Genomic DNA, 22,262 nt, shown 5'->3' with positions numbered 1-22,262 from the left:
TATGTTTAGTAAGCGTAGATTGCAGATTCCTCTTTCAAATAGTTTTTCTTGATATCCTGCCATTTATAGACGACCGACCAATACAATCGATTCAACTCTTTTGCAATATTGGCGTCAGTCATCCCCTGTTGTTTCGCTTGGATAATAAATTCAACCTCCTCTTGCGTATAATCATGTTTTGCTTTGGAGGAAATGACGTTCATGTCAGGGTGATTTTCTCGTTCTAACTGTAGTCGATAGTCCCAATCCAATTTCTTTCGCATCGAAGGAACGGCATAGGCATAAGGTGAGAAGTCATTAAAAAAGCGAATCGCTTCTTCCGTCTTTTGAATTCGTAACGTATAGAAGTGTCCATCTTGCCGACGGCTTAATAGGAAATGATGGTTGAACGTTCGAGCTATGAATTCACTCAACGCTTCTAATTCCTTTGGATAAAATGCTTGTAAGTATAAGTAGATGTGTGGAGTGATAATGAGTTGGTTCGACTTCGAGCGAGGTGACTTCGTTAGAGACAAACTACCATCATCTAAATAAAGCGCGAGTAGAAAGACGGGATGCGTACAATCTTCTAACAATTGAATGGGTATATGTTTTTTGCGATCGATGTAACACTGCTCCCAGAGCCATGTAAACAGTTCGTCCTTCTCTGAATAAAGTTCAGCACTCGTGCCGGTAGACCGAATTTTAATACCGCTAAAGATTCGAGGTGCGATGTTTAGCTTCCACTCTCGATACGCCATTTGCTTCACCGAAAAATGTTCGCGGTACTGTAATCCTTTCTTAGGTATTTGTTTTGCTTTGGTACGGGCAATCGTTCCATCACCAAGTAACGTCCCCAACAATAAACTCTTTTCGAACACAGTTAATTCTTCCCAATTCAAAATATTCTCCCCCTTACGATTGATATCATCGATTACTTTTTCCCGTTTCTACAAATTTTATCCTAGTGACCGATATAGAAAAAGAGAGAGGGTCAAGGTGGATGAACTAAGAAGAAGCTATCCGACTGTTAGAAAAGGTTAAAGCCGATCAACGATTTCTAGAGCAAAAAGAAGAGATATTATATGCGATGCGCATGCTTGCGATTGAAGCACTTGAAGTTGATCCGTCTAAACGCTTGAACCTTGACCGTTCATTTCAAGAGTTAAAACAACAATAAATTTTTTTAGAGCCAAATAATGAGGACTCTTTCCATTAAAGACTGAAAAAACGTAAGAATGAACCGATAAAGTTCATGAGAACAATTATAAGAGGAGCAGAAGCTTATGAACCCGACCATCTCTGAAGTCCGGCTACACCTACCTTCTTCTGTCTTGCCGTATGAACAAACGAAAAACGTGTTCGTCGAAGCGAACCAAGCGAAACTCGCTGACGAAGGCATCGTCATTCTTCCGACGCCTCAACACGTTACCAAGTTAGAGGCAGCCGTCGAGAAGGCGAATCAAGTCCTAGACCAACAACGTACTGGCTTAAAGTTCATGAAACATGAAAAATTGAACGACTACTATATTCAAATCGTGGATACGAACAACGAAGTCATCCGCGAAATCCCAAGCAAGAAATCACTTGATTTCTTTGCGGCGTTCATGGAGTTTAACCATCTCTTTGACGAACGGGTATAAAGGAGGACTTTCATGACAACACCAATCCGATTTGGCGGACTCGCCAGTGGAATCGATACCGACACCATTATTAAACAATTGATGCAGGCCGAGCGTGCTCCGGTCGATAAACTGGAACAGAAAAAACAAACAACGGAATGGAAACGTGATGCCTATCGCGAAATCAACCGGTCTCTTATGACGCTGCGAAACAGCGCAGTTGATTTGATGTTCACTCGAAATTTCTATGCTAAAACTGCAAGCTCTTCTGATGCATCACGTGTCTCTGTTGTAGCAGGACCATCAAGTGGGAATGCAGCTTTGGAAGTTAGTAGTGTGAGTAATTTAGCCACGTCTGCTAGTCATATAATTGAGTTGAGAGACAAAAATAGTAATTTAGTTACGCGTGATACTGCCGTCAAAGATTTAAATCTTGATGCGAGTACAAAAAACCAAACGGTAGCGGGTGCGTCAGCCGAAGTAACCCTTTCATCTAAACTAAATGATGGTGGGAAAATCTTCGTGAATAACGCTGAGGTTGATCCTGCAAACTATACTTATGATTCGGCAACTGGTAAAGTGACATTTTCAACCCCTCTCAATGCAGGTGATGAATTAAAATTCGAATCAGGTTATGAGATTGAATATATCAATAAGAGTGGTGGAACATCTGCTAAAGTATCTGTAGGCGTCGATGCAAAATTTAGTGAGGTGTTAGCTCAACTCAGTTCAAAAAACACTAACTTTTCGACATTCTTTGATGATGCATCTGGGAAATTGGCGCTTACTCAACGAAATACAGGTAGCGATTCAATTATTGCTTTCACTGGAGGTGCAGCGACATTTTTCCAGGCGAGTATCGCTGATGATATTAAAGGCGAGAATGCAATTTTTACGGTAAATGGTATTGAACTAACTCGAAGTACAAACACCGTTACGATTGATAATATGACAATCACTTTGAAAGCCGAGTTTCCAACTACTCAAAATCCAACGGCAGGACCAGTCACCCTTTCAGCTGCCACTGACACCCAAAAAATCTTTGACAACATCAAAGGATTCGTCGATAAATACAATGAGACGATCGATCTCATGAACAAAAAGACACGCGAAGAACGATTCCGTTCGTTCGCGCCACTCACACAAGCGCAACGTGATGAGTTGTCTGAAGACGAGATTAAGAAGTGGGAAGAAAAGGCGATGAGCGGGATGCTCCGTGGTGACTCCATTTTGCGTGGTACCATGGATACTCTTCGTTCGAAATGGTCGGGTGCCACTTCAGCTACATCTAACGAAGATATGGACTTTTTATTCCAAATTGGTTTATCGACAGGAAAAGATGTAACAAGTGGTGGGAAAATTGAGCTTGATGAAGAAAAGTTAAAAGCAGCTATCGAGAAAGATCCAGAACAAGTTTATAAACTTTTTACAAATGCAGAATCGGGATTACTTCCACAAATTCGTGATGCGGCAGCAGGTTCCCGCGAAACCATCACGCGAATTGCAGGAGTTGATGGTGCCGGAGCTCCATCGTACTCAATGGGACGTGAAATGACCCAAATTGACTCACGAATCAAACGACTCAACGATTTACTCATCGATAAAGAAAATGCCTACTACCGTCGTTTCGCAGCGATGGAAACGGCGATGAACCAGGCGAACTCGCAAGCCGCATCACTTCAACAGTTTTTAGGCGGAGGCATGTAAGAGGAGGAATTTAAATGGTAGCCAATCCATACGCAGCTTATCAAAACAACGCGGTCACGACCGCGAACCCACAGGAACTGACGCTTATGCTTTATGACGGGGCGCTCAAGTTCATGCGCCTCGCCAAGCTTGCGATCGACCAGGGCAATCCTGATTTGAAGAACATCAACATCCAAAAGACGCAAGCCATCTTCCAAGAGCTTCGTCTCACACTTAATAAAGATATCGCCATCTCGGCGAACCTAGATTCACTCTATGACTACATGTGGCGTCGTCTCGTCGATGCGAACGTCAAGAACGATACGACCATCCTCGACGAAGTGCTCGACTTCACGACGGAACTCCGTGACACATGGAAGGAAGCGATGAAACTCGCGAAGCAGTCATGAGACCGATTGATGAAATCATTTTAAAGACGCAACGTCTAAAAGAGTTGCTGGCGAAAGTTCCGGAAGAGCCGACATATGACACGTGGATGGAACAAATCCATGAGCTCTTGGACGACCGCGAACAGTTGCTCGCGGCACACGGTCCCGATTTGGAAAAAGCCGATCAACAGGTCCTTAGGCAACTTGTCGACGACAGTCAAAAGATTGCCCGTCTGATTGAAGCCGAACACCAGCGCCTCGGGATGACGCTCGGGACGGCCCGGATGGAACGGAAGACGGTCAAGTCCTACGTCGATCCATATGAAGACGTCGATTCCAACTTCTCCGGTTTATTCGACCAACAGACATAATAAAGCTCGAAGGCATGCGCCTTCGAGCTTTTGTGTTAAAAGGCTTTGACTTGTCGATGTATCGGGATGATGAAATAAGAAACGGTAAACAAGATGAGCCCACTTACCGTGAAATTTAAGTAGAGACGTGCGGCATCTTGAAGCGATGTGATTGGCGTAGCTCCACCGAACCAGAGGAGTGGTAGGATTGTCACGTGCATAACGCTCCAATGAATGAAGATTTGTTTCTTGAACGACCACTGTTGGACTTCATAAATAACGCTTGTGAGCCCGAGGAAGAAGGCAACCCCTGCGTAGACAAGCATTGCGTGTAGGGCGTCCGTGTTACCTGACCATCCCTGGTAGACCGCGAGGATCGCGAACGGCAGAGACCAGATGAGACTCCGTACGAACGCTTTCTTTAATAATTGCATATGAATCTTCCTTCCATTAATTCGTTGTATATGTATACGCGTATGCAAGGGAAAAGTTTCATCTGAGGAGTAAGGGTGAAATGACGTCTGTTTTCCGCTATAATCGGGTAAACATCAATGTAGCCGTTGCTTCTTTTCTGGAAAGAGGAGGGAAACGAGATGCGTGAGAAAGAGTCTAAACCGATATCGTCACGGAAGCGCCGTTATTTCGTCTATGGTCCAAAGGGAGCGTATGATGAATACGTGGAACGGGACCCAAAACTTGAAGCGTACGTCGAGGACGATACGCCGTTTGAGGATCGTCCTGACCCATACGAGGAAGAAGAGCTGAAATCAAGAGGATAAGTATACATGTCAAGGTCCGATTATGGACCTTGACTTTTATTTTACCTGGAACTTTTTCTTAATACGGTTCGGTTTGTCAATTCGTTATATTCGTCTTAACCACAACATCACTTGGATTAAGAAAAGGGAGAGATGAAGATGAACATGAAACGATTTGGCTTACTGGTGGCGGTACCACTCGCACTACTTGTCGGTTGCGGGGAAGCAGACGAACTGAAGACGACGGCGACGGATACGGAAGAAGTGGTAGAGGCGGAAGCGAACGTACCAGAGGAGACGACTGTTGAAGAGACGGACGTCCAAGAAAGTGAACTCGGTACGAACAAGATCTACATGAAGAATAAGGCACTCACGATCACGGAGACGATGGGTCCGATTCAATTCGCCATCGACAAAGTACAGACGTCACGCCTCACGGTCGCAGAAGCTTATAGCGACTCATTCGATGGACAAGAAGAGGTGACGGTCGTCGCGATGAACATGTTGGTCGAGAATACGGTCGACGAGACGATGAGCTTCCATCCGAACCAGGCGACACTGGTGACGAACACAGGGGAACAGGTGTCTTCGGATTTATGGTTCTCAGATGACGTCGGTGGAGAATTTTTAGGAAAGGTGAAGAAAGAAGGGAACGTCCTCTTCTTCGTGAAAGCAAAACCAGAAGAGCTGACGGACTTGAAAGTCGTCATCGATGGACCATTCAACGAGAACTTCGACAAAGTGGCAGAAGACCGCTACGAATATACACTTAACGTGACAAAATAAGAGTAGGCGTGCCGAATAAAATCGGTACGCCTAGTCTCATGGTTGATTATTACTACACAATAAGCATAGTGGTTAGCATAGAGAATATAAGAAGGGATTCTCATATTTTGAGAGTTCCTTGTATCTTAATTTTTTCATTTTGTAAAATCTTAATTCTTAATGGGTACATATAAATCGACTTTAGATTTTCCGTCGGGATCTTCAGCTGGATTGTTCAAATTGAACTCCAAGGTATTTCTAGATTCGTCCACTGAATATTCGCGTTCTAGTAACCATTCTTCAAAAATATATTTATACGTCTCACTCAGTTTTTCTGGAGTATCGTAGAAATGGTGCACGATGTATTGACCACCTTCTAGCATTTTAAATTGTATCTCCCCGTGCCCTGTTTTATCAAAGTTTTTAGGAACTGTGACACAAGCATCATGTCTACATTCATGAGGATCAACATCGTTCGGATTATCTAATGAAATACCGATAAATTGACTTGATGGAGGGTAAAGGTTGTGTTCCGTCGCCCAATGTATTAATTTCCCCCAATGTTCTTGTGGTTCAAAATAGCTACCCGTACGTCTGATAAATGCAATTTCAGTTTCAGGTAATTGCTTTAAAGTCATATCCATTTTGTAACCCCCATTAAAGTTGACTGATTCAATTGTCTTGATGTCCAAAAAAGTGCTTCATTGAAATAATATCTCGTTGAAGTGTTGCAACAGGAATTGTTATTTACGCTGATGCGGCAGCGGAATCGACAACACATCCCAGTCGCTCCCGGCAAATAGCTTCGACAGATAGACGATCTGCCCGACATGATACCCATAATGCGACACTTGACGTTCAATCGCATCAATCACGGAGTGGGCTTCACCGCGAATCATCACGTTCTTCCCTAAGTCATCTGGTGTCAAATCGGCTAAGACATTATCCAACAGCTGCCATCGCTCGTTCCAAACCTCCATGAGCTCCGCACGGGATAGCTGCTGGTCCTCGAACTCGGCATCGCGGTTGCGGTCCGGCTTTTCGCCATCTGTCGTTAAGAAATCGGTCCAACGCGACTTCATATTGTTCGCCATGTGTTGGATGATGAGGGCGAGGGAGAGCGTATCCGGTGCAAGTGTCTTATGCAGGTCCTCGTCACTCACTTGGACGAGTGCGCGCTCGGCGAGTTGTTTCTGACTTTTGAAGGTGGCACGGACGGTCTCGAGATATTGCGTTTCAAACATGAAAAGATCCCCCTCTTCGTATGTATCTGCTTTGAATATACCCCATATCTATCCCACTAAAAATTAAATTAATGTTATAGCGATTGAGATTCCATGTGATATATCCTGCAAGATGTCACCGCATAGTCGACATGAGGGTACTGGGTAGTCAATGTTGCGTGGATTTCTTATTCATCAATTGTGCCGATTGCGTTTGAATGTGAGTGGATGAGTGCGATTTTTTGTATTCAAAAAGTGTGAGACACGAGGTCCCACACTTCTGATTAGGCGTGCTCCAACCGAAACTCTTCCCAATGATCGCGGGCCTGGTTCCGAATCCGCTCCGATACTTCCTTACTGCTGAGGAGAATTCCATACCAGCGACGCGCATCCTCATAGTAGTCGAGCGCGGCCGACAAGTCGGCAATCCGCAACATGAGCTGGTCGTATGGTAATCCCGTCCGGATCGGGTCTGTATACGCTTCTTGCACCTCATTGTATTTATCGAGCGTCCGCTGCATCCATTCCTTCTCAGACGCCGTATCCCCAATCAACCGGTACATCCATACGATCCGCATCCCGAGCATGGCGACGACAGAAGGTTTTTGTCCGCTCAATTGGGCCGTCATGACGGCGAACTTATAGAGAAGGATGACGTGCTCATATGAACGGTCGCCTTTCAACACATCCGGATTCACTTGATTGAAGTAGTTCGTCTCGAGTGCTTCCCGGTTATGCTTACGCACCTTGTCAAACGAGTCATGGAAGACGAGGTGACAATGGTCACAGACGGTCGGCTCGTATAAATACGGGTTCGGTCCGTCATACGTCGTGTAGCCATCCTTCTCGACCTCGAGTGGGCGGATGTGACGTGATAAGACACGGTTCGTCTTACTTTCTTGTAAGCAATACGGACATTTGACTTTCTTCAAAAACAAATGTTCTGCCATCTCGACACCTCACACATAGACGTTGACGAGCAGTCCGCGAATCTCACCGACCTGGTCGAGGAGGGAGAGGCGAGAGGCCTCACCTGAGATGACCTGATCTGTCAGCGCGAGGAGTTTTTGGTCGACTTGTTCGACAACCTTATAAATCTTCGCGCGCCCGCGGCGATTGAATCCACGTTTGTCCTCGAGGCGGAGTGCCGCGTCAACGGCCTCTTTCATAAAGTCTTTAATCATTTGTTTGTATTCGGCGAGCGCTTCGACGGTCTGACTTTCCGCGAGCAGTTCTCCTTGTTCATGAATCGCGGCGATTTGACGTTGGAAGCGTTCATGTTCCCGGTCTTCGCGCTTTTGACCGATCACGTTTTGGAAGGAGACGCCGGGTTCGACTTCGGCGCGCTTTGCCTTACTTGAGCCGAGGAGCGATTGCGTCTCCATGATGCGACGAATGTCCATATGGGCAACCGTCCTTTCTTTAGGTTAGTTCAATAATTGTAACACGCCTTGCGGCAATGCGTTCGACTGGGCAATCATCGCCATGCCGGACTGATTCAAGATGTTTAGACGTGCGAAGTCCATCATTTCACGGGCCATGTCGGCATCACGGATTCGTGATTCAGATGCCGTCAAGTTTTCTGAGCCGATGGCGACGACACTGACGTTCGCCTCGAGTCGGTTTTGGATGGCCCCGAGTTTCGAACGTTCGAGTGACACTTTGCTGATGGCCGCATCGAATTTCGAGATGGCGTCTCCTGCGTCCGCCGGTGTCAATACACTTAGCGCGTAGTATGTTCGATCAGGCGTGGCTACATCGTTGTCATCATCGACGGCAGGGAGTTCCCCGCCACCAGGTGTCAACGTCGTGATATCGAGTGCGTGCGCCCGCATATCTTGTACGTTTAAGATGACGGCTTCGTTGTTGCCGGCACCGATTTGGAAGAATAACGTGCTCTTCCCTTGCATATATTCCCCGTTCATAATCTTCTTCGAGTTGAATTCGGTCGTCTCCGCGATCCGGGTCACTTCGGCAGTCAATGCGTTAATCTCTTCCTGGACGGCTTTCGCGTCATCCTCGCTGAGCGTCCCGTTCGCTGCTTGGACGGACAGTTCGCGCATGCGCTGAAGAAGAGAATGAGTTTCGTTCATCCCACCTTCAAGCGTCTGCGTGAGCGAGATGCTGTCGAGCGTGTTGCGTTCTGCCATCGAGAGGGAGTCGAGGCGCATCCGCATCTTCTCCGAGATGGCGAGACCGGCTGCATCATCCGACGCCTTATTGATGCGGACCCCGCTCGAAAGACGGTCCATCGTCTTCTTCATCGATGCCTGATTCAGGGAGAGCGATGAGTAGGCTTTTAAGGCTTGGACGTTATTGGTAATTTTCATAACGGTTTCCTCCAGTCGGGACAGATTGATTCTTGGCACGCGTCATCGCTTCACTCCACGTTTGATCGAGGTCGCTCGCGAGCGTATGTAGTTCGGCGATTTTTTTCTTATCTTGGTCGATGATCGCTTCGACGCTGGCGTTCGCCATGTATAGATAGATTTCATCGAGTTGAGCCGCGATGATTCCGCCGCCGTCATGGAGTCCTTGGTGGAGCTTGACCAACAGCTCCCGGGCTTGGCGGAGGTGGCGGTTTCGTTCGGCGATCGTCGAGTCTTGGGCACGTTCATAGTGATAAACGAGTGCATGAAGCATCGCTTGCGTGAGTTCTTCTGGCCTCATCTCATATAATTGGGTTGGATTCATCTTTGTTCTCCTTTGATCGAATCAAGTTCCTCTATCAACAACAACACTTCTGCCATCACGTCATACAGTTGGGGCGGGATGGCGTCTCCTAAGTCAAGGTCTAGCAAATGGCCGAGCAAGGAATGGTCGTTCTCGACCGCCACACCCCGGGCACGTGCTTCCTGTAGAATCTTTTCAGCGACGGCTCCGGTCCCGCGGGCGACGATGACGGGCGCTTTGTCCGTCGTTTCGTCATAGCGGACGACCGCGGCCGTCTTTCGTTTCGTCAAATCCATGCGTTGGTACATCGGGACCTCCTAAATTCTAAAGTCATAACCGGTCGTCGGTGCGATCGTTGGCTCTTCGATGACACGCTCCGCCTTCGTGAGCGGTTTGAACTGGGTCGTCACACTCTTATATCCGATCGTCTCGAGCGTCTGTTCGATCTTCCCGAGAAGGGGACGGGCAAGACGTTCGACCGTCGCATCGTCATGTTCAAGCGTGAGTCGGAGGTTTCGGTCCTTCGCCTCAAGCTTGACGCCAATCTCTCCGAGGCGAGGGGTCTCCAAACGAATGTAGAGGACACTGTTCTCCCAGTCGACGACGTCCCCGGCCTCCCGGTTTTGGATATGGACATGGATTCCGGTGTCGATCTCTTGAACTTTTGCCGGTAGGGCGAACAAGAGTTGATGGAGCTGACCGCCATCAAGGCGGTTGAGCGTCTGTTGGACTTGGAAGAACGAGGCGAGGCGTTGCGCCTCGGGGTTCGTCGTATCTCCACGTACCGATAAAGCTGATGTCGGCGTATTGGACGTCGCTTGGGCGAGCTGTGCCTGTGTCTGCACACGTTGCGCTACTTCCTGGATGTGTCGTCCAGATAATGTCGAATCGAGCTTGAGTGGCGCGACGGTCGGCATCTCGCCGGCACGTGTCGCCCCGTGCGGGATATATTCGATGCGTGTCTGGTTCGGCGCATAACGGAAATCATTCAGTGCCGCCCGGACCTCTTTGACGAGTGTCGCACTCTCTTGTGGTTTCGTCGCAAGCAACGACAACGCGACGTCGAGTTTGGCCGTCATGGCGACCAATTGCTTCTCTTGCGTCACGTCGGTATGAAGCAAGGCGTCCGTCTTTTGGACGAGTTGTGTCAGACGGGTCGAGACGGTCTCGAGGGCAGGGCGTGCCGCATGCGGGTTCGTCTCGATCAACGTAGCAACTTGTCCGAGTTGTTTCGTGACGGTCGCCTGCTCGTTTCGGAACGTGTTCGTGACGGTCGCTAGATGTGACGTCACTTCCTTCACCATCACTTGCTTCCCGTTGATTGGAGGAAGCGGCATCGCTTGGCGCGATTCAGATTCAATCGGACGCGATGATATCGGTGTCGTCGGCGTGAGGTCACGGATGACCCGGTCAATCGTTTCCGGTGTCGGCGTGAAGCGTTCACTCACGGGACGTGACAGATTGACGAGTTCGACATACCGCTCTTTTTGTGGGTAAGGAGCGTTCGGCGCCGGCGGTGTGATCTGTTGTTTCGCTTCGTTCAAAGAGAGGACGGCGATTTCCCGAGCCATCTCACGAGGAACGGTCGGAGTGTCGAGCGTCTTCAAATGTAGGATGACGTCCCGCATGTCCCCTTTGAACGCCGTCTCGAGAAGGCGTACCGTGTCTTCGTTCATCGGCAAGCGTCCGGATTGTAGCAGACGGCTGACCGCGCTTCGTACTTCAGGTGGAAGGGAAGCGAGGAGCGTCTGAATCTTCGCATCAAGCTTTGACGACGCGGACGCAGGTGGTGCGGATTCAAGTGTCTCTTCCTTTGGAGGAACGACGGTCGCCATCAAGACGCCGTCCTGTTCGGCGAGCGTCACTTGGAACGGGTTCGTTTTCGGAAGCCCATCTTTAAATGTGACCTCGACTTCTTCACCGTTGATCTTGACAATTGCGGAGTCGGGTCCTGTTTGTTTGACGAGTTCGGCCTTGTACGTCCGGTTCGTCTGGATGCCTGGTAAGACCGAACTGACGGCGGTCGCTTGGGCTTGAATTTGCATGTTTGTCACCTCGACCATAATATCGACCTCTTTTTAAAAAAATGAAGCGATACAATAGAAAAAAAACCTTCCGTCTTTTCGACGGAAGGCGTGTCAGGACTCGAGCACGGGGCTCGCGTTCAATTGTTGGAACCGGGCGACAAGTTCACCTGTCGCTTTGAGCTGGTTCCGGAGGACGTACGGTGTTGCGTTCGTTTGGATTTGATGTCCATCAGTCGTGAGGACAAGCCCGTTCGGCTCACCCTCAATGTTCAGTATGTCTCGAATATGGGACCAGGCATACCATTCACAATCGTCTCGTTTTGGAGACTTCGTCGGGAAGAAGACGAGTCCAGTTGTCGGTTCAATCACGACAGGGACTTTCCCTTTTACGCCGGCGACGCGTTTGGCGATGAAGATTCTTTCCTCGATCGAGCTGTTGTACTGGCGGCAAGAAAGTTGCAACAACTGGTACGGCCGGAGCGGGGTTGAAATCTCGGTGCCATCCTCGAGAATGATCCGTGACTGCTTCATGATGTCAAAGCAAGGGAGAATCGCCACGGTTCGCTTTGTGATGCGATATTTTTCCTCAGAATAGTAGGAGCGCATACGCTGCACCATCCTCCTCGTATTAGATTTTCAGGATCGGCTAAAGACAAACGGCACAAACCTAAATCATCCCTTCAATGATATATCACAAAAAATGTAAATTCAACAAGACAATATGAAAAGTAGGGAAATATAATTCCAATGAAAGCCAAATGACGAAACGTTTACAAATAATTGAGAAAGTATTTGTCACGCTTACAAGAAGATGGTAAGATTACCCGTAGAGGACAATCCTCTGTATTCTCCAATGGTGAAAGGAATGGATTTACACATGGTAGGTAAAGTAAAATGGTTTAACTCAGAAAAAGGTTTTGGATTCATCGAAGTTGAAGGCGGCAAAGACGTGTTCGTACACTTCTCAGCAATCCAATCTGAAGGCTACAAATCACTTGACGAAGGTCAAGATGTAGAGTTTGAAATCGTTGATGGCGAGCGTGGCCCACAAGCGGCTAACGTTGTAAAATTATAATTTCAAACCACGAAGCCGGCTCCCTTGGGAGTCGGCTTTTTATTTTGTCTACATAATAAAAAAAGGCGTTTAAAAATGAGTGGAATGGGTATTTTCTTTCTATACCTTTCGCTCGTTCTAGGAAATGTTGAATTCGGAACAAAATTGTCATTATTTTCTGATGATAACGTTTTCAATCGTAGCGTTTTCGGGGTATAATATGAGTGAGCCACCTGATTCCCCTTTCTTTTTTAAGAAATGAAGCAGGAGATTCCGTCTCGTTCGACGAATCATTGGTTCAAGCGGTTATTTCTAAGGAGGAGTTCAGATGATTTATAACATTCGCGGCGAAAACATTGAGGTCACACCAGCAATCAAAGACTATGTCGAGAAAAAGCTGGAGAAGTTGACTCGGTATTTCACAACTCCTACGGATGCACAGACGGCTTACGTCAACTTGAAAGTGTATAACGAGAAACAAAAAGTGGAAGTGACGATCCCGATGCCGAACTTGTTGCTCCGTGCTGAGGACATCAACCTCGACATGTATGCGGCAATTGACCTCGTCGTCGATAAATTGGAACGTCAAATCCGTAAACACAAAACGAAACTCAACCGTAAAGGACGCGGGAAAGAAGGTGGCGTCGGCGAGTACTTCAAGTCTTTAGAAGGACCTGATGATACACCGGCCGTCTACGATGAGGACGAGGCAGAACTCGAACTCGTGCGGACGAAACGCTTCACGTTGAAACCGATGGACACGGAAGAGGCGATTCTTCAAATGGATATGCTCGGTCACAGCTTCTTCGTCTTCTCTGACGCAGAAACGGGCAACACGAACGTCGTCTACCGTCGTAAAGATGGGAAGTACGGCTTGATCGAACCTGAATAATATACATGACACTACACGACCTCCCGGCTTCGGGGGGTCGTTTCCTTTTGCCTTTCCTTGAAAGGTGGCACCACTTCGGTTAAACTGTACATTAGGGAAAAAACATGCATTTTTTAGTGAGTGCAGAGGAGATATGAGTATGGCGAACTTTTTGAAAGAGTTATTTGCTCCACAGAAACGAATGTTGAAAAAAGCAGAGAAAGCGGCCGACTTGATCGAGTCGTTCGCCGAACCAATCAAAGCATTGTCCGACGAACAGCTTCAGGCGAAGACGGAAGAGTTCCGGGAACGTCTGGCGAAAGGCGAGACACTTGACGACCTCTTGCCGGAGGCGTTCGCGGTCTGTCGTGAGGCATCGGAGCGTGTGCTCGGGATGCGTCATTACCGTGTCCAGCTCATCGGGGGCTATGTGCTCCATAACGGCGACATCGCCGAAATGAAAACCGGTGAAGGGAAGACGCTCGTCGCGACACTTCCTGTCTACTTGAACGCGCTCACTGGCCGTGGCGTACACGTCGTAACGGTCAACGAATATTTGGCGAAACGAGATAAAGAACTCATGGAGCCGCTCTACTTCGCACTCGGTCTCTCGGTCGGCCTCAACGTGTCGAACATGGACCGTGTCGAGAAACAGGCGGCCTACAACTGTGATATCACGTACTCGACGAACAACGAGCTCGGGTTCGACTACCTCCGTGACAACATGGTCCTTTATAAGGAAGACCGTGTTCAACGCGAGCTCTACTACACGATTGTCGATGAAGTCGACTCGATCCTCGTCGATGAGGCGCGTACTCCGCTCATCATCTCAGGATCGGCTCAAAAGTCGACTGAACTCTACACGCGCGCGGATGCGTTCGTCCGTACGTTGAAAGAAGGAGACGATTATACGGTCGACGTGAAGACGAAATCGGTCCTCTTGACGGACCAAGGGGTCGACCTCGCCGAGAAGTTCTTCGGCATCGACAACCTGTTCGCAATCGAGCACGTCGCCGTCAACCACCACGTCGGGCTCGCCCTTCGTGCGAACGCGGTCATGCATCACGATATCGACTATATGGTACGTGAGGGGCAAGTCATGATCATCGACCAATTCACGGGTCGTGTCATGGACGGACGCCGCTACTCGGAAGGTCTTCACCAGGCGATCGAGGCGAAAGAAGGCGTCGAGATTCAACGCGAATCGATGACGCTCGCGACAATCACGTATCAGAACTACTTCCGGATGTACGAGAAGCTTGCCGGGATGACCGGTACGGCGAAGACAGAGGAAGAAGAGTTCCGTAACATCTACAACATGCAGGTCGTGACGATTCCGACGAACAAACCGATCCTTCGCGATGACAAGGCAGACCTCATCTTCAAATCGATGGAAGGCAAGTTCAAAGCCGTCGTCGAAGAAATTTCGGCAGTCCACGCAACGGGACAACCGATCCTCGTCGGTACGGTCGCCGTCGAGACGTCTGAATACTTGAGCAAACTCTTGACGAAGAAGAAGATTCGTCACGATGTCTTGAACGCGAAGAACCACGCCCGTGAGGCGGAAATCATCGAGAATGCCGGTCAAAAAGGTTCCGTCACGATTGCGACGAACATGGCCGGTCGTGGTACCGACATCAAGCTCGGAGAAGGTGTCATCGACCTCGGTGGTCTTTACATCATCGGGACAGAGCGTCACGAGTCACGCCGAATCGATAACCAGCTCCGTGGTCGTGCGGGTCGTCAAGGGGACCCGGGTAAATCCCAGTTCTACTTGTCACTTGAAGACGAGCTCATGCGTCGCTTCGGAACGGATAGCCTCCAAAGCATGATGGAGCGTCTCGGGATGGATGACACGCAACCGATTGAGAGCCGCATGGTCTCGAAAGCGGTCGAGTCAGCGCAAAAACGTGTCGAAGGAAACAACTACGATGCGCGGAAGCAGCTTCTCGGTTACGACAACGTCATGGCCGACCAACGGAAGGTCATGTATAAGGACCGCTCGAGCATCCTCGAGAACGAGTCGGTCACGGATATCGTCCGTTCTATGATGGCGCAGACGGTCGAACTCGGTGTCGGACAATACACGCCGATCGAACTCGTACCGGAAGAATGGAACATCGACGAGCTCGCGCACTGGGCCAACCAGACGCTCGCGCTCGAGAAGACGGTCGAAGGCAAAGACTTCTTCGGCAAAGAACGTGAAGAAATCATCGAACTCCTCATGGAGCGCGTGAACGAGCAGTATGAGGCGAAGCGTGAACTCGCGCCGCCCGAACGCTTCAACGAGTTCGAGAAGATCATCGTGCTCCGTGCCGTCGACTCGCACTGGATGTCCCATATCGACCATATGGATCAGTTACGTCAAGGGATTCACCTCCGCGCTTACGGACAGAACGACCCGCTTCGTGAGTACCAAGCGGAAGGGATCAACATGTTCGACGCGATGAATGCGGCAATCGCAGAAGAAGTGACAGGCTTCGTCCTTCGTGCCGAAGTCGGGGACAACCTCCGCCGCGAGAAAGTCGTCGAAGAGGAAGTCGCCGTCTCTGGCAAGAGCGATGCACCGGTCAAGAAGAAACCGGTCCGTCGTTCGAAAGAAGACAGCATCGGCCGGAACGACCCGTGCTGGTGCGGTTCTGGCAAGAAGTTCAAGAACTGTCACGGTAGACAACAGGCTTAATTATTGAAGAGGCGGGTCCGCTCGCCTCTTTCCTACGGAAAGGTGAATCACACTATGGAAATTTCAGATATTCGGAACGAACTAGAGGCGATGGCGAAACGCCTCGAGAATTACAGAGCGTCTCTCAACTTGACAGAGAAAGAGGCACGTATCGCCGAGCTCGAGAACGAGATGACGTATCCTGACTTCTGGGACAACCAGGAGAAGGCACAAAAAGTCATCGATGAGTCAAACGGACTCAAAGCGATGGTCGACAAGTATCAAGACCTCGCCAATCAACATGAGGACGGCGAAGTGACGCTCGAACTCATCAAGGAAGAGCCGGACGCCGAGATGCAAGAAGAGCTCGCGGAATCGATTCAAGCGCTCAAGAAGGAGTTTGATGACTTCGAACTCGAGATCCTCTTGAACGGACCATACGACGCGAACAACGCCATCCTCGAATTGCACCCAGGTGCGGGCGGTACCGAGTCACAGGACTGGGCATCGATGCTCCTTCGGATGTATCAACGTTTCGCTGACAAACAAGGCTGGAAAGTCGAGACGGTCGATTACCTCCCGGGTGAAGAGGCGGGCGTCAAGTCGGTCACGCTCCGCATCGTCGGTCATAACGCATACGGCTACTTGAAGGCAGAGAAAGGGATTCACCGCTTGGTCCGTATCTCGCCGTTTGATTCGTCAGGTCGTCGACACACGTCGTTCGTGTCATGTGACGTTATGCCGGAATTCGATGACGACATCGAGATCGAAGTACGGACAGAGGACCTCCGTATCGACACGTACCGTGCATCAGGTGCCGGCGGTCAGCACATCAACACGACGGACTCTGCCGTCCGGATCACGCACGTGCCGACGGGCGTCGTCGTTTCGTGTCAGACCGAGCGCTCACAGATCAAGAACCGTGAGTCGGCGATGAAGATGTTGAAAGCGAAATTGTACCAACGCGAACTCGACGAGCAGCAACGAAAACTCGACGAGATCCGTGGGGAAAAGACGGACATCGGTTGGGGTAGCCAAATCCGTTCGTATGTCTTCCACCCGTATTCGATGGTCAAAGACCACCGGACGAACTATGAAGTCGGGAACACGAGTGGCGTTATGGACGGCGACGTCATGCCGTTCATCGATGCCTACCTTCGTAAAACAAATATGTGATGCATGTGGCTCAAAGACACCTGTCTTTGGGCCATGTTGTGTGTAAAGGAGACTTTCTTTAATGAAGCAAATCGTCAAAGACTATCTGTATTTGTTGACCGGCTCAGTGTTCGTCGCCTCGGCCTTCAGCTTATTTCTGTTGCCAAACAATCTGGCATCAGGCGGGGTGAGCGGGATCTCGGTCATCACGTATGAGCTGTTCGGCATCTCGCCGGGGGCGTTCCAGCTCGTGGCTAACGTGTTACTTTTGATTATCGGTTGGGCCATCCTTGGACTCGGCTTCGGGGTGAAGTCGCTCGTCGGCTCCATCTTCTTACCGGGTGTCATTCTTTTCTATGAGGCGATCGATGCCGGTGCGGCCGTGGACGATACGCTCCTCGCGGCCATCTTCGGTGGTGTCGGCGTCGGGGTCGGACTCGGGCTCATCTTCCGGGGGCGCGCCTCGACAGGGGGGATGGACTTGATCGCGCAGGTCTTACATAAGTTCACGCACATCCCGCTCTATCTCTGTATCGCCATCCTCGATGGCATGGTCGTCTTGACCGCGGCCTTGACGTTCTCGTTCACGACCGGACTCTATGCACTCATCGCGTTATTCATCACGGTCAAGATGATCGACTTCGTCCAGCTCGGGTTCACACAGGACAAGATGGCTTACGTCATCTCGGAGAAGCGGGACTTTATCGTCCGGGCCGTCTTCGAGGAGCTTGACCGCGGAGCGACAGAGATCCAAGCGATCGGAGCGTATTCACGTCTCGACCGTCCGATGCTCATGATCGTCGTCCGTCAGAGCGAGGTGAGTCGATTGAAGGAAATCATCCGTCGGATCGACCCAGAGGCGTTCCTCGTCTTCAGTGAGGCACATGAGGTGCTCGGACAAGGGTTTACGTCTGATAAGCGTTACATCAACGTGCCGTAAGTTGTGGAATCTTTGTGTACTTTTCGTGAGATTAGGTTAGAAAACATACGTTAACGGCTATAATGGTAAATGTAGGTCATTTCTACAACTTAGGAGGGGAACGTGGTTATGAAAAAATGGATGATGGCCATCGGCCTCGGCGCCATGCTGACACTCGGCGCATGTGGCGGCGGTGAAGAAGAGGATACATCGAGCAACGGGGATTCGGGCTCGAACACGGCATCGGTTGACGCGGAAGCGGTATACGCACAAAACTGTGCGGCATGTCATGGTGCGAACCTTGAAGGAATGAGTGGTCCGTCACTCGAGCAAGTCGGTGCTCGTCTGTCGGCAGAAGAGATTGAAAACGTCATTCGAAACGGTCAAGGCGCGATGCCTGCGAACGTCATTGAAAAAGACGAAGAGATCACAGCGGTCGCCGCTTGGCTCGCTGAGAAAAAATAAGATTCGACAGCATGAGGTGGAACACACCTCATGCTTTTTTGTTTTGGGTGTTAAGGCTTGGGGAAATATTGTTAAGGTAACGTGAGACATAGTGGAAATGGAGTGATGACGATTGAAGACGAAACTGATTGACTGGCCGACTTTTATCGGCTCGTTTGTATTACTGTTAGGGGTGACGTTACCGCTCATCTTCTTCCCAGAGACCGGTAAAGCGTGGGTCGGTGCGGCGAACGAATACATGACCTCTAACTTCGGCATGTTGTACTTAGCAATGGGCTTAGGTGCGTTCGGATTTTTGATTTTCATTGCCTTCAGTAAGAATGGTCATATCAAATTAGGTCGTGAAGATGAAGAACCCGAATTTAGTACATTCTCTTGGGCGGCGATGTTATTTGCTGCCGGCATCGGGTCCAGCATCCTCTATTGGTCCGTCATCGAATGGGTCTATTACTATGAAGGTCCGCCGTTCGGGCTGACACCGGAGTCACCGGAAGCGATTCAATGGTCGACAGCATATGGGATGTTCCACTGGGGACCGATCGCTTGGGCAATCTATACGTTACCGGCACTGCCGATCGCTTATTTCTTTTACGTCCGTAAGAAATCCGTCTTAAAGGTAAGTGAAGCGGTACGTCCCGTTATCGGAAAATGGGCAGATGGACCCCTCGGTAAATTGATTGATATCTTATTTATCTTTGGATTATTAGGTGGTGCCGGGACGACGCTCGCCCTCGGTACCCCGATGATTGCCGAAGGGGTCAACGAACTGACAGGGATTCCCGTCACGCTCGGGATGCAGGCCGTCATCATGTTGATTTGTACGGTCATCTTCGCCATCAGTTCTTACATTGGACTGAAGGGTGGCATCAAAGTACTCAGTGACTTGAACATCTGGCTCGCCCTTGGGATTTTGACGTTCGTGCTTATCTTTGGTCCGACTCGATTCATTATGGAGACGACGTTCAATGGAGTCGGAATCGTCATGGATAACTTTTTCCGGATGGCAACGTGGATGGAACCGTTCGGTGACTTCGGTGGCTTCACATCGACCGGGTTCCCGGAATCGTGGACGGTGTTCTATTGGGCATGGTGGCTTGTCTATGCACCATTCGTCGGATTGTTCGTCGCCCGTATCTCACGCGGTCGTACGATTCGGAATATGATCTTTGGGACGATGGTGTACGGAACGCTCGGATGCATCTTGTTCTTTGGGATTCTCGGAAACTACGGGCTCTACCTTCATCTAAGTGGGACGTTCGATGTTGTCGGGTACATGGCGGCGAATGGCCCGGCACCTACAATCATCGCCATCATCGGCCAATTGCCTTTCGGGAAAGTCGTCATCGGCGTCTTTACGCTTCTTGCCATTATCTTTTTGGCGACAACGTTCGATTCATCATCATACATCTTGGCATCGGTCACGCAAAAACATGTCGAGGATGAGCCGATTGTCTGGAACCGTCTCTTTTGGGCGTTCGCGCTTGCTATCATGCCGCTCACGCTCATGTTCCTCGGCGGACTAGAGACGCTCCAGACAGCGAGTATCGTCGGTGGATTCCCGCTTATCCTCATCATGTTCCTTCTTGCTTGGTCATTCGTCCGCGTATCGAGTCGGGATATCCGGGCTTCCGATGACTATGAATCCTCAACGATTCATATCAAGTATCGGAAACGGAAAAAGTCGCCGTTTGATGCATTGAAAGAAAAACCACACGATTAAATGTGGCGTATTGGTGAAGGGTGTTCCTTAGGGAGCACCCTTTTGAAGTGCGGTTTCAACATTCTCTGGGAGATTAAGAAAGTGAGGTTCTTCGCGACATTTTCACATCGAACTCAATCGAACTGAAACAATCCTGTAATGGTGTTTTAAAAGTCGGATTGATATAATTGTAGTCGCTTCAACATATGCCCTAGATGATTTTTTGACCAGGCTAACATAAAAAAGCGACACCTTGACAGAGGGAGCCGTTTCCTGTAAAAAAGACTCTAGGCGAAATATACAGTAACTAAAATAATCGATTCAAATTCGTCATAGATGCTTAAAAATAATTTAAAAAGGGTAGGGAATACGTTATGATCTCGATGCAAAAAGTCAGTAAAGTATATCCGAACGGCGTCGTCGCCATGGATGACCTCGATCTAGAAATTCGCGACGGCGAGTTCCTTTATGTCGTCGGGCCTTCCGGTGCCGGAAAGTCGACGTTCATGAAGATGATTTATCGTGAGGAGAAGCCGACAGCCGGTCAATTGTTGATTGACGGACTCGATGTCGGGAAAATTAAAAACCGACACGTACCGAAGCTACGCCGTCAACTCGGCGTTATCTTCCAAGACTTCAAATTGTTGCCGTCACTTACGGTATATGAGAACGTAGCGTTCGCATTAGAAGTTGTAGGAGCGGACACGTCTTCGATTCGGAAACAAGTCATGGATGTGTTGAACCTTGTCGGATTGAAGAACAAGGCGCGCAACTATCCCGACGAACTATCAGGTGGAGAACAACAACGTGTCTCGATTGCTCGCGCAATCGTCAACAAGCCAAAATTGATCATCGCCGATGAGCCGACAGGGAACTTAGACCCGGAAACAGCATGGGGCATCATGGAAGTGTTTGAAGAGATTCACCGCCGCGGAGCGACAATCGTCATGGCGACACACAACCGTGACATCGTCGATAAGATTCGTCACCGCGTCATCGCGATTGAGAACGGGAAAGTCGTGCGCGATGAAGAGAAAGGAGCATATGGCTATGATATTTAAGACTGGATTGCGCCATTTGCGTGAAGGGTTCAAAGGAACACTTCGGAATGGATGGATGTCGTTCGCGGCGATTAGTGCCGTGACCATTACGTTGCTACTTGTCGGTGTATTCGCACTCGTCATGTTCAACATCAATGAAATTTCAGATAACGTCGAAAATGATGTCGAGATTCAAGTGTTCATCACTCGTACAGCGGATGAGAACTCGGTTGAGAAACTCGGGGAGAACATTGAACAGGTGCCGGGTGTCTCGACGGTCACGTTCAGTTCAAAAGAAGATGAGCTAGCGAAGTTCCAAGACCAGCTTGGCGATGATGCGGCTGCATACGGAACGGTTGAAAAAGACAACCCGCTCCACGCCCGCTATATCGTCAAAGCACAAGACCCGACAGAACTAGAGGAAGTGGCCAAATCGGTCGGTTCACTCGATAATGTGGACGATGTGAAATACGGAAAAGACTACATCGATAAAATGTTTGCCTTCTTCAACGGGATTCGCATCGGTGGACTCGCGTTGATTGTCGGTTTGACATTGATGGCGATGTTCTTGATCTCAAATACGATTAAAATGACAATCTTCTCGCGTCGCCGTGAGATTGAAATCATGCGACTCGTCGGAGCGAAAAACAGCTTTATCCGCTGGCCGTTCTTTATCGAAGGATTGCTCCTTGGAATGCTTGGGGCTCTCGTCCCGATTCTTGTCATTTATTTCGGATATGACGTTGCATATAGTGCTTTACAACCATCGCTTGATCAATTGAATAGTGATATATTTAAGTTGATTGATCCATCGACGCTAACAGTCCAAGTATCGCTTGTTTTACTTGCACTCGGTGCGTTCATCGGAATCTGGGGATCGACGACATCGCTCGGTCGTTTCTTGAAAATCTAACTTAAATAAGGA

General features: G+C 49.3%; 26 protein-coding genes. 15 read left to right on the top strand and 11 right to left on the bottom strand.

Annotated elements, in window-relative coordinates:
- Positions 1–5: 5 nt before the first annotated feature.
- Positions 6–881: a hypothetical protein gene (locus tag BV910_RS10990; protein WP_143404777.1), complete on the bottom strand. Its 876-nt coding sequence runs from the start codon at positions 879–881 to the stop codon at positions 6–8.
- 384 nt (positions 882–1,265) lie between these two features.
- Here BV910_RS10990 and BV910_RS10985 point away from each other — a divergent pair, with 384 nt between their 5' ends.
- Genes BV910_RS10985 through fliT form a run of 4 tightly spaced genes read left to right on the top strand, consistent with a single transcriptional unit; the run spans position 1,266 to position 4,047 of the window.
- On the top strand, positions 1,266–1,622 hold the full coding sequence (locus BV910_RS10985; RefSeq protein ID WP_078147335.1) for a flagellar protein FlaG: 357 nt from the start codon (positions 1,266–1,268) through the stop codon (positions 1,620–1,622).
- A gap of 12 nt (positions 1,623–1,634) precedes the next feature.
- Positions 1,635–3,308, top strand: a complete 1,674-nt coding sequence (gene fliD / locus BV910_RS10980; protein ID WP_078147334.1) for a flagellar filament capping protein FliD — start codon at positions 1,635–1,637, stop codon at positions 3,306–3,308.
- Between the two features lie 14 nt (positions 3,309–3,322).
- On the top strand, positions 3,323–3,697 hold the full coding sequence (gene fliS, locus BV910_RS10975; RefSeq protein ID WP_012726961.1) for a flagellar export chaperone FliS: 375 nt from the start codon (positions 3,323–3,325) through the stop codon (positions 3,695–3,697).
- The gene (gene fliT, locus BV910_RS10970) at positions 3,694–4,047 is read left to right on the top strand and encodes a flagellar protein FliT (protein ID WP_078147333.1); all 354 of its coding nucleotides are present in this window, start codon (positions 3,694–3,696) and stop codon (positions 4,045–4,047) included. Before fliS ends, fliT begins: the two co-directional genes overlap by 4 nt.
- A gap of 35 nt (positions 4,048–4,082) precedes the next feature.
- Here the strand turns inward: fliT and BV910_RS10965 are convergent, their stop codons facing one another.
- Positions 4,083–4,460, bottom strand: coding sequence for a DUF3021 family protein (locus tag BV910_RS10965; protein ID WP_078147332.1), 378 nt, complete (start codon positions 4,458–4,460; stop codon positions 4,083–4,085).
- Positions 4,461–4,619: 159 nt separating this feature from the next.
- On the opposite strand from BV910_RS10965, the gene BV910_RS10960 reads away from it, so the two are divergent.
- Positions 4,620–4,805 carry a hypothetical protein gene (locus BV910_RS10960; RefSeq protein ID WP_078147331.1) on the top strand — a complete coding sequence of 62 codons (186 nt, stop codon included), beginning with the start codon at positions 4,620–4,622 and terminating at the stop codon, positions 4,803–4,805.
- A 138-nt stretch (positions 4,806–4,943) separates the two neighbouring features.
- Positions 4,944–5,570 carry a hypothetical protein gene (locus BV910_RS10955; RefSeq protein ID WP_078147330.1) on the top strand — a complete coding sequence of 209 codons (627 nt, stop codon included), beginning with the start codon at positions 4,944–4,946 and terminating at the stop codon, positions 5,568–5,570.
- 149 nt (positions 5,571–5,719) lie between these two features.
- Here BV910_RS10955 and BV910_RS10950 read toward each other — a convergent pair whose 3' ends face one another.
- From BV910_RS10950 to BV910_RS10910, 9 genes are all read right to left on the bottom strand, one after another.
- The gene (locus tag BV910_RS10950) at positions 5,720–6,193 is read right to left on the bottom strand and encodes an AraC family transcriptional regulator (protein WP_078147329.1); all 474 of its coding nucleotides are present in this window, start codon (positions 6,191–6,193) and stop codon (positions 5,720–5,722) included.
- Positions 6,194–6,292: 99 nt separating this feature from the next.
- Positions 6,293–6,793 carry a DUF1572 family protein gene (locus BV910_RS10945; protein WP_078147328.1) on the bottom strand — a complete coding sequence of 167 codons (501 nt, stop codon included), beginning with the start codon at positions 6,791–6,793 and terminating at the stop codon, positions 6,293–6,295.
- A gap of 263 nt (positions 6,794–7,056) precedes the next feature.
- On the bottom strand, positions 7,057–7,722 hold the full coding sequence (locus BV910_RS10940; protein WP_012726953.1) for a DUF2225 domain-containing protein: 666 nt from the start codon (positions 7,720–7,722) through the stop codon (positions 7,057–7,059).
- Between the two features lie 9 nt (positions 7,723–7,731).
- Positions 7,732–8,175, bottom strand: coding sequence for a YaaR family protein (locus tag BV910_RS10935; protein WP_074036246.1), 444 nt, complete (start codon positions 8,173–8,175; stop codon positions 7,732–7,734).
- A 24-nt stretch (positions 8,176–8,199) separates the two neighbouring features.
- Positions 8,200–9,102 (bottom strand): flagellin N-terminal helical domain-containing protein, encoded by a 903-nt coding sequence (locus BV910_RS10930; RefSeq protein ID WP_078147327.1) that lies wholly within the window; start codon positions 9,100–9,102, stop codon positions 8,200–8,202.
- Positions 9,086–9,466, bottom strand: coding sequence for a flagellar protein FliS (locus BV910_RS10925; protein WP_078147326.1), 381 nt, complete (start codon positions 9,464–9,466; stop codon positions 9,086–9,088). The genes BV910_RS10930 and BV910_RS10925 overlap by 17 nt, the downstream gene beginning before the upstream one ends.
- On the bottom strand, positions 9,463–9,753 hold the full coding sequence (locus BV910_RS10920; protein ID WP_047795070.1) for an EscU/YscU/HrcU family type III secretion system export apparatus switch protein: 291 nt from the start codon (positions 9,751–9,753) through the stop codon (positions 9,463–9,465). The genes BV910_RS10925 and BV910_RS10920 overlap by 4 nt, the downstream gene beginning before the upstream one ends.
- A 9-nt stretch (positions 9,754–9,762) precedes the next feature.
- Entirely contained in the window at positions 9,763–11,508 is a 1,746-nt protein-coding gene (locus BV910_RS10915; protein ID WP_078147325.1) for a hypothetical protein, read from the bottom strand.
- A 75-nt stretch (positions 11,509–11,583) separates the two neighbouring features.
- On the bottom strand, positions 11,584–12,078 hold the full coding sequence (locus BV910_RS10910) for a competence protein ComK (RefSeq protein WP_031422844.1): 495 nt from the start codon (positions 12,076–12,078) through the stop codon (positions 11,584–11,586).
- Positions 12,079–12,349: 271 nt separating this feature from the next.
- Between BV910_RS10910 and cspD the strand changes: the two genes are divergently transcribed.
- From cspD to ftsX, 9 genes are all read left to right on the top strand, one after another.
- Positions 12,350–12,547, top strand: a complete 198-nt coding sequence (gene cspD, locus BV910_RS10905) for a cold-shock protein CspD (RefSeq protein WP_012726946.1) — start codon at positions 12,350–12,352, stop codon at positions 12,545–12,547.
- A gap of 307 nt (positions 12,548–12,854) precedes the next feature.
- Positions 12,855–13,418, top strand: a complete 564-nt coding sequence (hpf, locus tag BV910_RS10900; protein ID WP_012726945.1) for a ribosome hibernation-promoting factor, HPF/YfiA family — start codon at positions 12,855–12,857, stop codon at positions 13,416–13,418.
- A gap of 139 nt (positions 13,419–13,557) precedes the next feature.
- Positions 13,558–16,080 (top strand): preprotein translocase subunit SecA, encoded by a 2,523-nt coding sequence (gene secA / locus BV910_RS10895; protein ID WP_078147324.1) that lies wholly within the window; start codon positions 13,558–13,560, stop codon positions 16,078–16,080.
- Between the two features lie 54 nt (positions 16,081–16,134).
- Positions 16,135–17,235: a peptide chain release factor 2 gene (gene prfB, locus BV910_RS10890; protein ID WP_078147323.1), complete on the top strand. Its 1,101-nt coding sequence runs from the start codon at positions 16,135–16,137 to the stop codon at positions 17,233–17,235.
- A gap of 61 nt (positions 17,236–17,296) precedes the next feature.
- Positions 17,297–18,154: a YitT family protein gene (locus BV910_RS10885; protein ID WP_031422849.1), complete on the top strand. Its 858-nt coding sequence runs from the start codon at positions 17,297–17,299 to the stop codon at positions 18,152–18,154.
- 108 nt (positions 18,155–18,262) lie between these two features.
- The gene (gene cccB / locus BV910_RS10880) at positions 18,263–18,598 is read left to right on the top strand and encodes a cytochrome c551 (protein WP_031422851.1); all 336 of its coding nucleotides are present in this window, start codon (positions 18,263–18,265) and stop codon (positions 18,596–18,598) included.
- Positions 18,599–18,710: 112 nt separating this feature from the next.
- The gene (locus BV910_RS10875) at positions 18,711–20,318 is read left to right on the top strand and encodes a BCCT family transporter (RefSeq protein ID WP_078147322.1); all 1,608 of its coding nucleotides are present in this window, start codon (positions 18,711–18,713) and stop codon (positions 20,316–20,318) included.
- A 353-nt stretch (positions 20,319–20,671) separates the two neighbouring features.
- Entirely contained in the window at positions 20,672–21,358 is a 687-nt protein-coding gene (gene ftsE / locus BV910_RS10870) for a cell division ATP-binding protein FtsE (RefSeq protein ID WP_078147321.1), read from the top strand.
- Positions 21,348–22,250 carry a permease-like cell division protein FtsX gene (ftsX, locus tag BV910_RS10865; protein WP_031422854.1) on the top strand — a complete coding sequence of 301 codons (903 nt, stop codon included), beginning with the start codon at positions 21,348–21,350 and terminating at the stop codon, positions 22,248–22,250. Before ftsE ends, ftsX begins: the two co-directional genes overlap by 11 nt.
- Positions 22,251–22,262: the final 12 nt, after the last annotated feature.

Source organism: Exiguobacterium sp. HVEsp1 (genome assembly GCF_002009685.1).
Lineage (GTDB): Bacteria > Bacillota > Bacilli > Exiguobacteriales > Exiguobacteriaceae > Exiguobacterium > Exiguobacterium profundum.
The sequence above is the reverse complement of the archived record's forward strand: the minus strand, read 5'-3'. Positions and strand labels throughout refer to the sequence as shown.

Coding starts and splice junctions, on each gene's coding strand:
- fliD (WP_078147334.1), top strand. CDS start 1,635: ATGACAACACCAATCCGATTTGGCGGACTCGCCAGTGGAATCGATACC.
- BV910_RS10955 (WP_078147330.1), top strand. CDS start 4,944: ATGAACATGAAACGATTTGGCTTACTGGTGGCGGTACCACTCGCACTA.
- ftsX (WP_031422854.1), top strand. CDS start 21,348: ATGATATTTAAGACTGGATTGCGCCATTTGCGTGAAGGGTTCAAAGGA.
- BV910_RS10885 (WP_031422849.1), top strand. CDS start 17,297: ATGAAGCAAATCGTCAAAGACTATCTGTATTTGTTGACCGGCTCAGTG.
- secA (WP_078147324.1), top strand. CDS start 13,558: ATGGCGAACTTTTTGAAAGAGTTATTTGCTCCACAGAAACGAATGTTG.
- BV910_RS10940 (WP_012726953.1), bottom strand. CDS start 7,722: ATGGCAGAACATTTGTTTTTGAAGAAAGTCAAATGTCCGTATTGCTTA.
- ftsE (WP_078147321.1), top strand. CDS start 20,672: ATGATCTCGATGCAAAAAGTCAGTAAAGTATATCCGAACGGCGTCGTC.
- cspD (WP_012726946.1), top strand. CDS start 12,350: ATGGTAGGTAAAGTAAAATGGTTTAACTCAGAAAAAGGTTTTGGATTC.
- BV910_RS10920 (WP_047795070.1), bottom strand. CDS start 9,753: ATGTACCAACGCATGGATTTGACGAAACGAAAGACGGCCGCGGTCGTC.
- BV910_RS10945 (WP_078147328.1), bottom strand. CDS start 6,793: ATGTTTGAAACGCAATATCTCGAGACCGTCCGTGCCACCTTCAAAAGT.
- BV910_RS10915 (WP_078147325.1), bottom strand. CDS start 11,508: ATGGTCGAGGTGACAAACATGCAAATTCAAGCCCAAGCGACCGCCGTC.
- BV910_RS10935 (WP_074036246.1), bottom strand. CDS start 8,175: ATGGACATTCGTCGCATCATGGAGACGCAATCGCTCCTCGGCTCAAGT.
- BV910_RS10985 (WP_078147335.1), top strand. CDS start 1,266: ATGAACCCGACCATCTCTGAAGTCCGGCTACACCTACCTTCTTCTGTC.
- BV910_RS10960 (WP_078147331.1), top strand. CDS start 4,620: ATGCGTGAGAAAGAGTCTAAACCGATATCGTCACGGAAGCGCCGTTAT.
- BV910_RS10910 (WP_031422844.1), bottom strand. CDS start 12,078: ATGCGCTCCTACTATTCTGAGGAAAAATATCGCATCACAAAGCGAACC.
- hpf (WP_012726945.1), top strand. CDS start 12,855: ATGATTTATAACATTCGCGGCGAAAACATTGAGGTCACACCAGCAATC.
- prfB (WP_078147323.1), top strand. CDS start 16,135: ATGGAAATTTCAGATATTCGGAACGAACTAGAGGCGATGGCGAAACGC.
- BV910_RS10930 (WP_078147327.1), bottom strand. CDS start 9,102: ATGAAAATTACCAATAACGTCCAAGCCTTAAAAGCCTACTCATCGCTC.
- BV910_RS10965 (WP_078147332.1), bottom strand. CDS start 4,460: ATGCAATTATTAAAGAAAGCGTTCGTACGGAGTCTCATCTGGTCTCTG.
- fliS (WP_012726961.1), top strand. CDS start 3,323: ATGGTAGCCAATCCATACGCAGCTTATCAAAACAACGCGGTCACGACC.
- BV910_RS10925 (WP_078147326.1), bottom strand. CDS start 9,466: ATGAATCCAACCCAATTATATGAGATGAGGCCAGAAGAACTCACGCAA.
- cccB (WP_031422851.1), top strand. CDS start 18,263: ATGAAAAAATGGATGATGGCCATCGGCCTCGGCGCCATGCTGACACTC.
- fliT (WP_078147333.1), top strand. CDS start 3,694: ATGAGACCGATTGATGAAATCATTTTAAAGACGCAACGTCTAAAAGAG.
- BV910_RS10950 (WP_078147329.1), bottom strand. CDS start 6,193: ATGGATATGACTTTAAAGCAATTACCTGAAACTGAAATTGCATTTATC.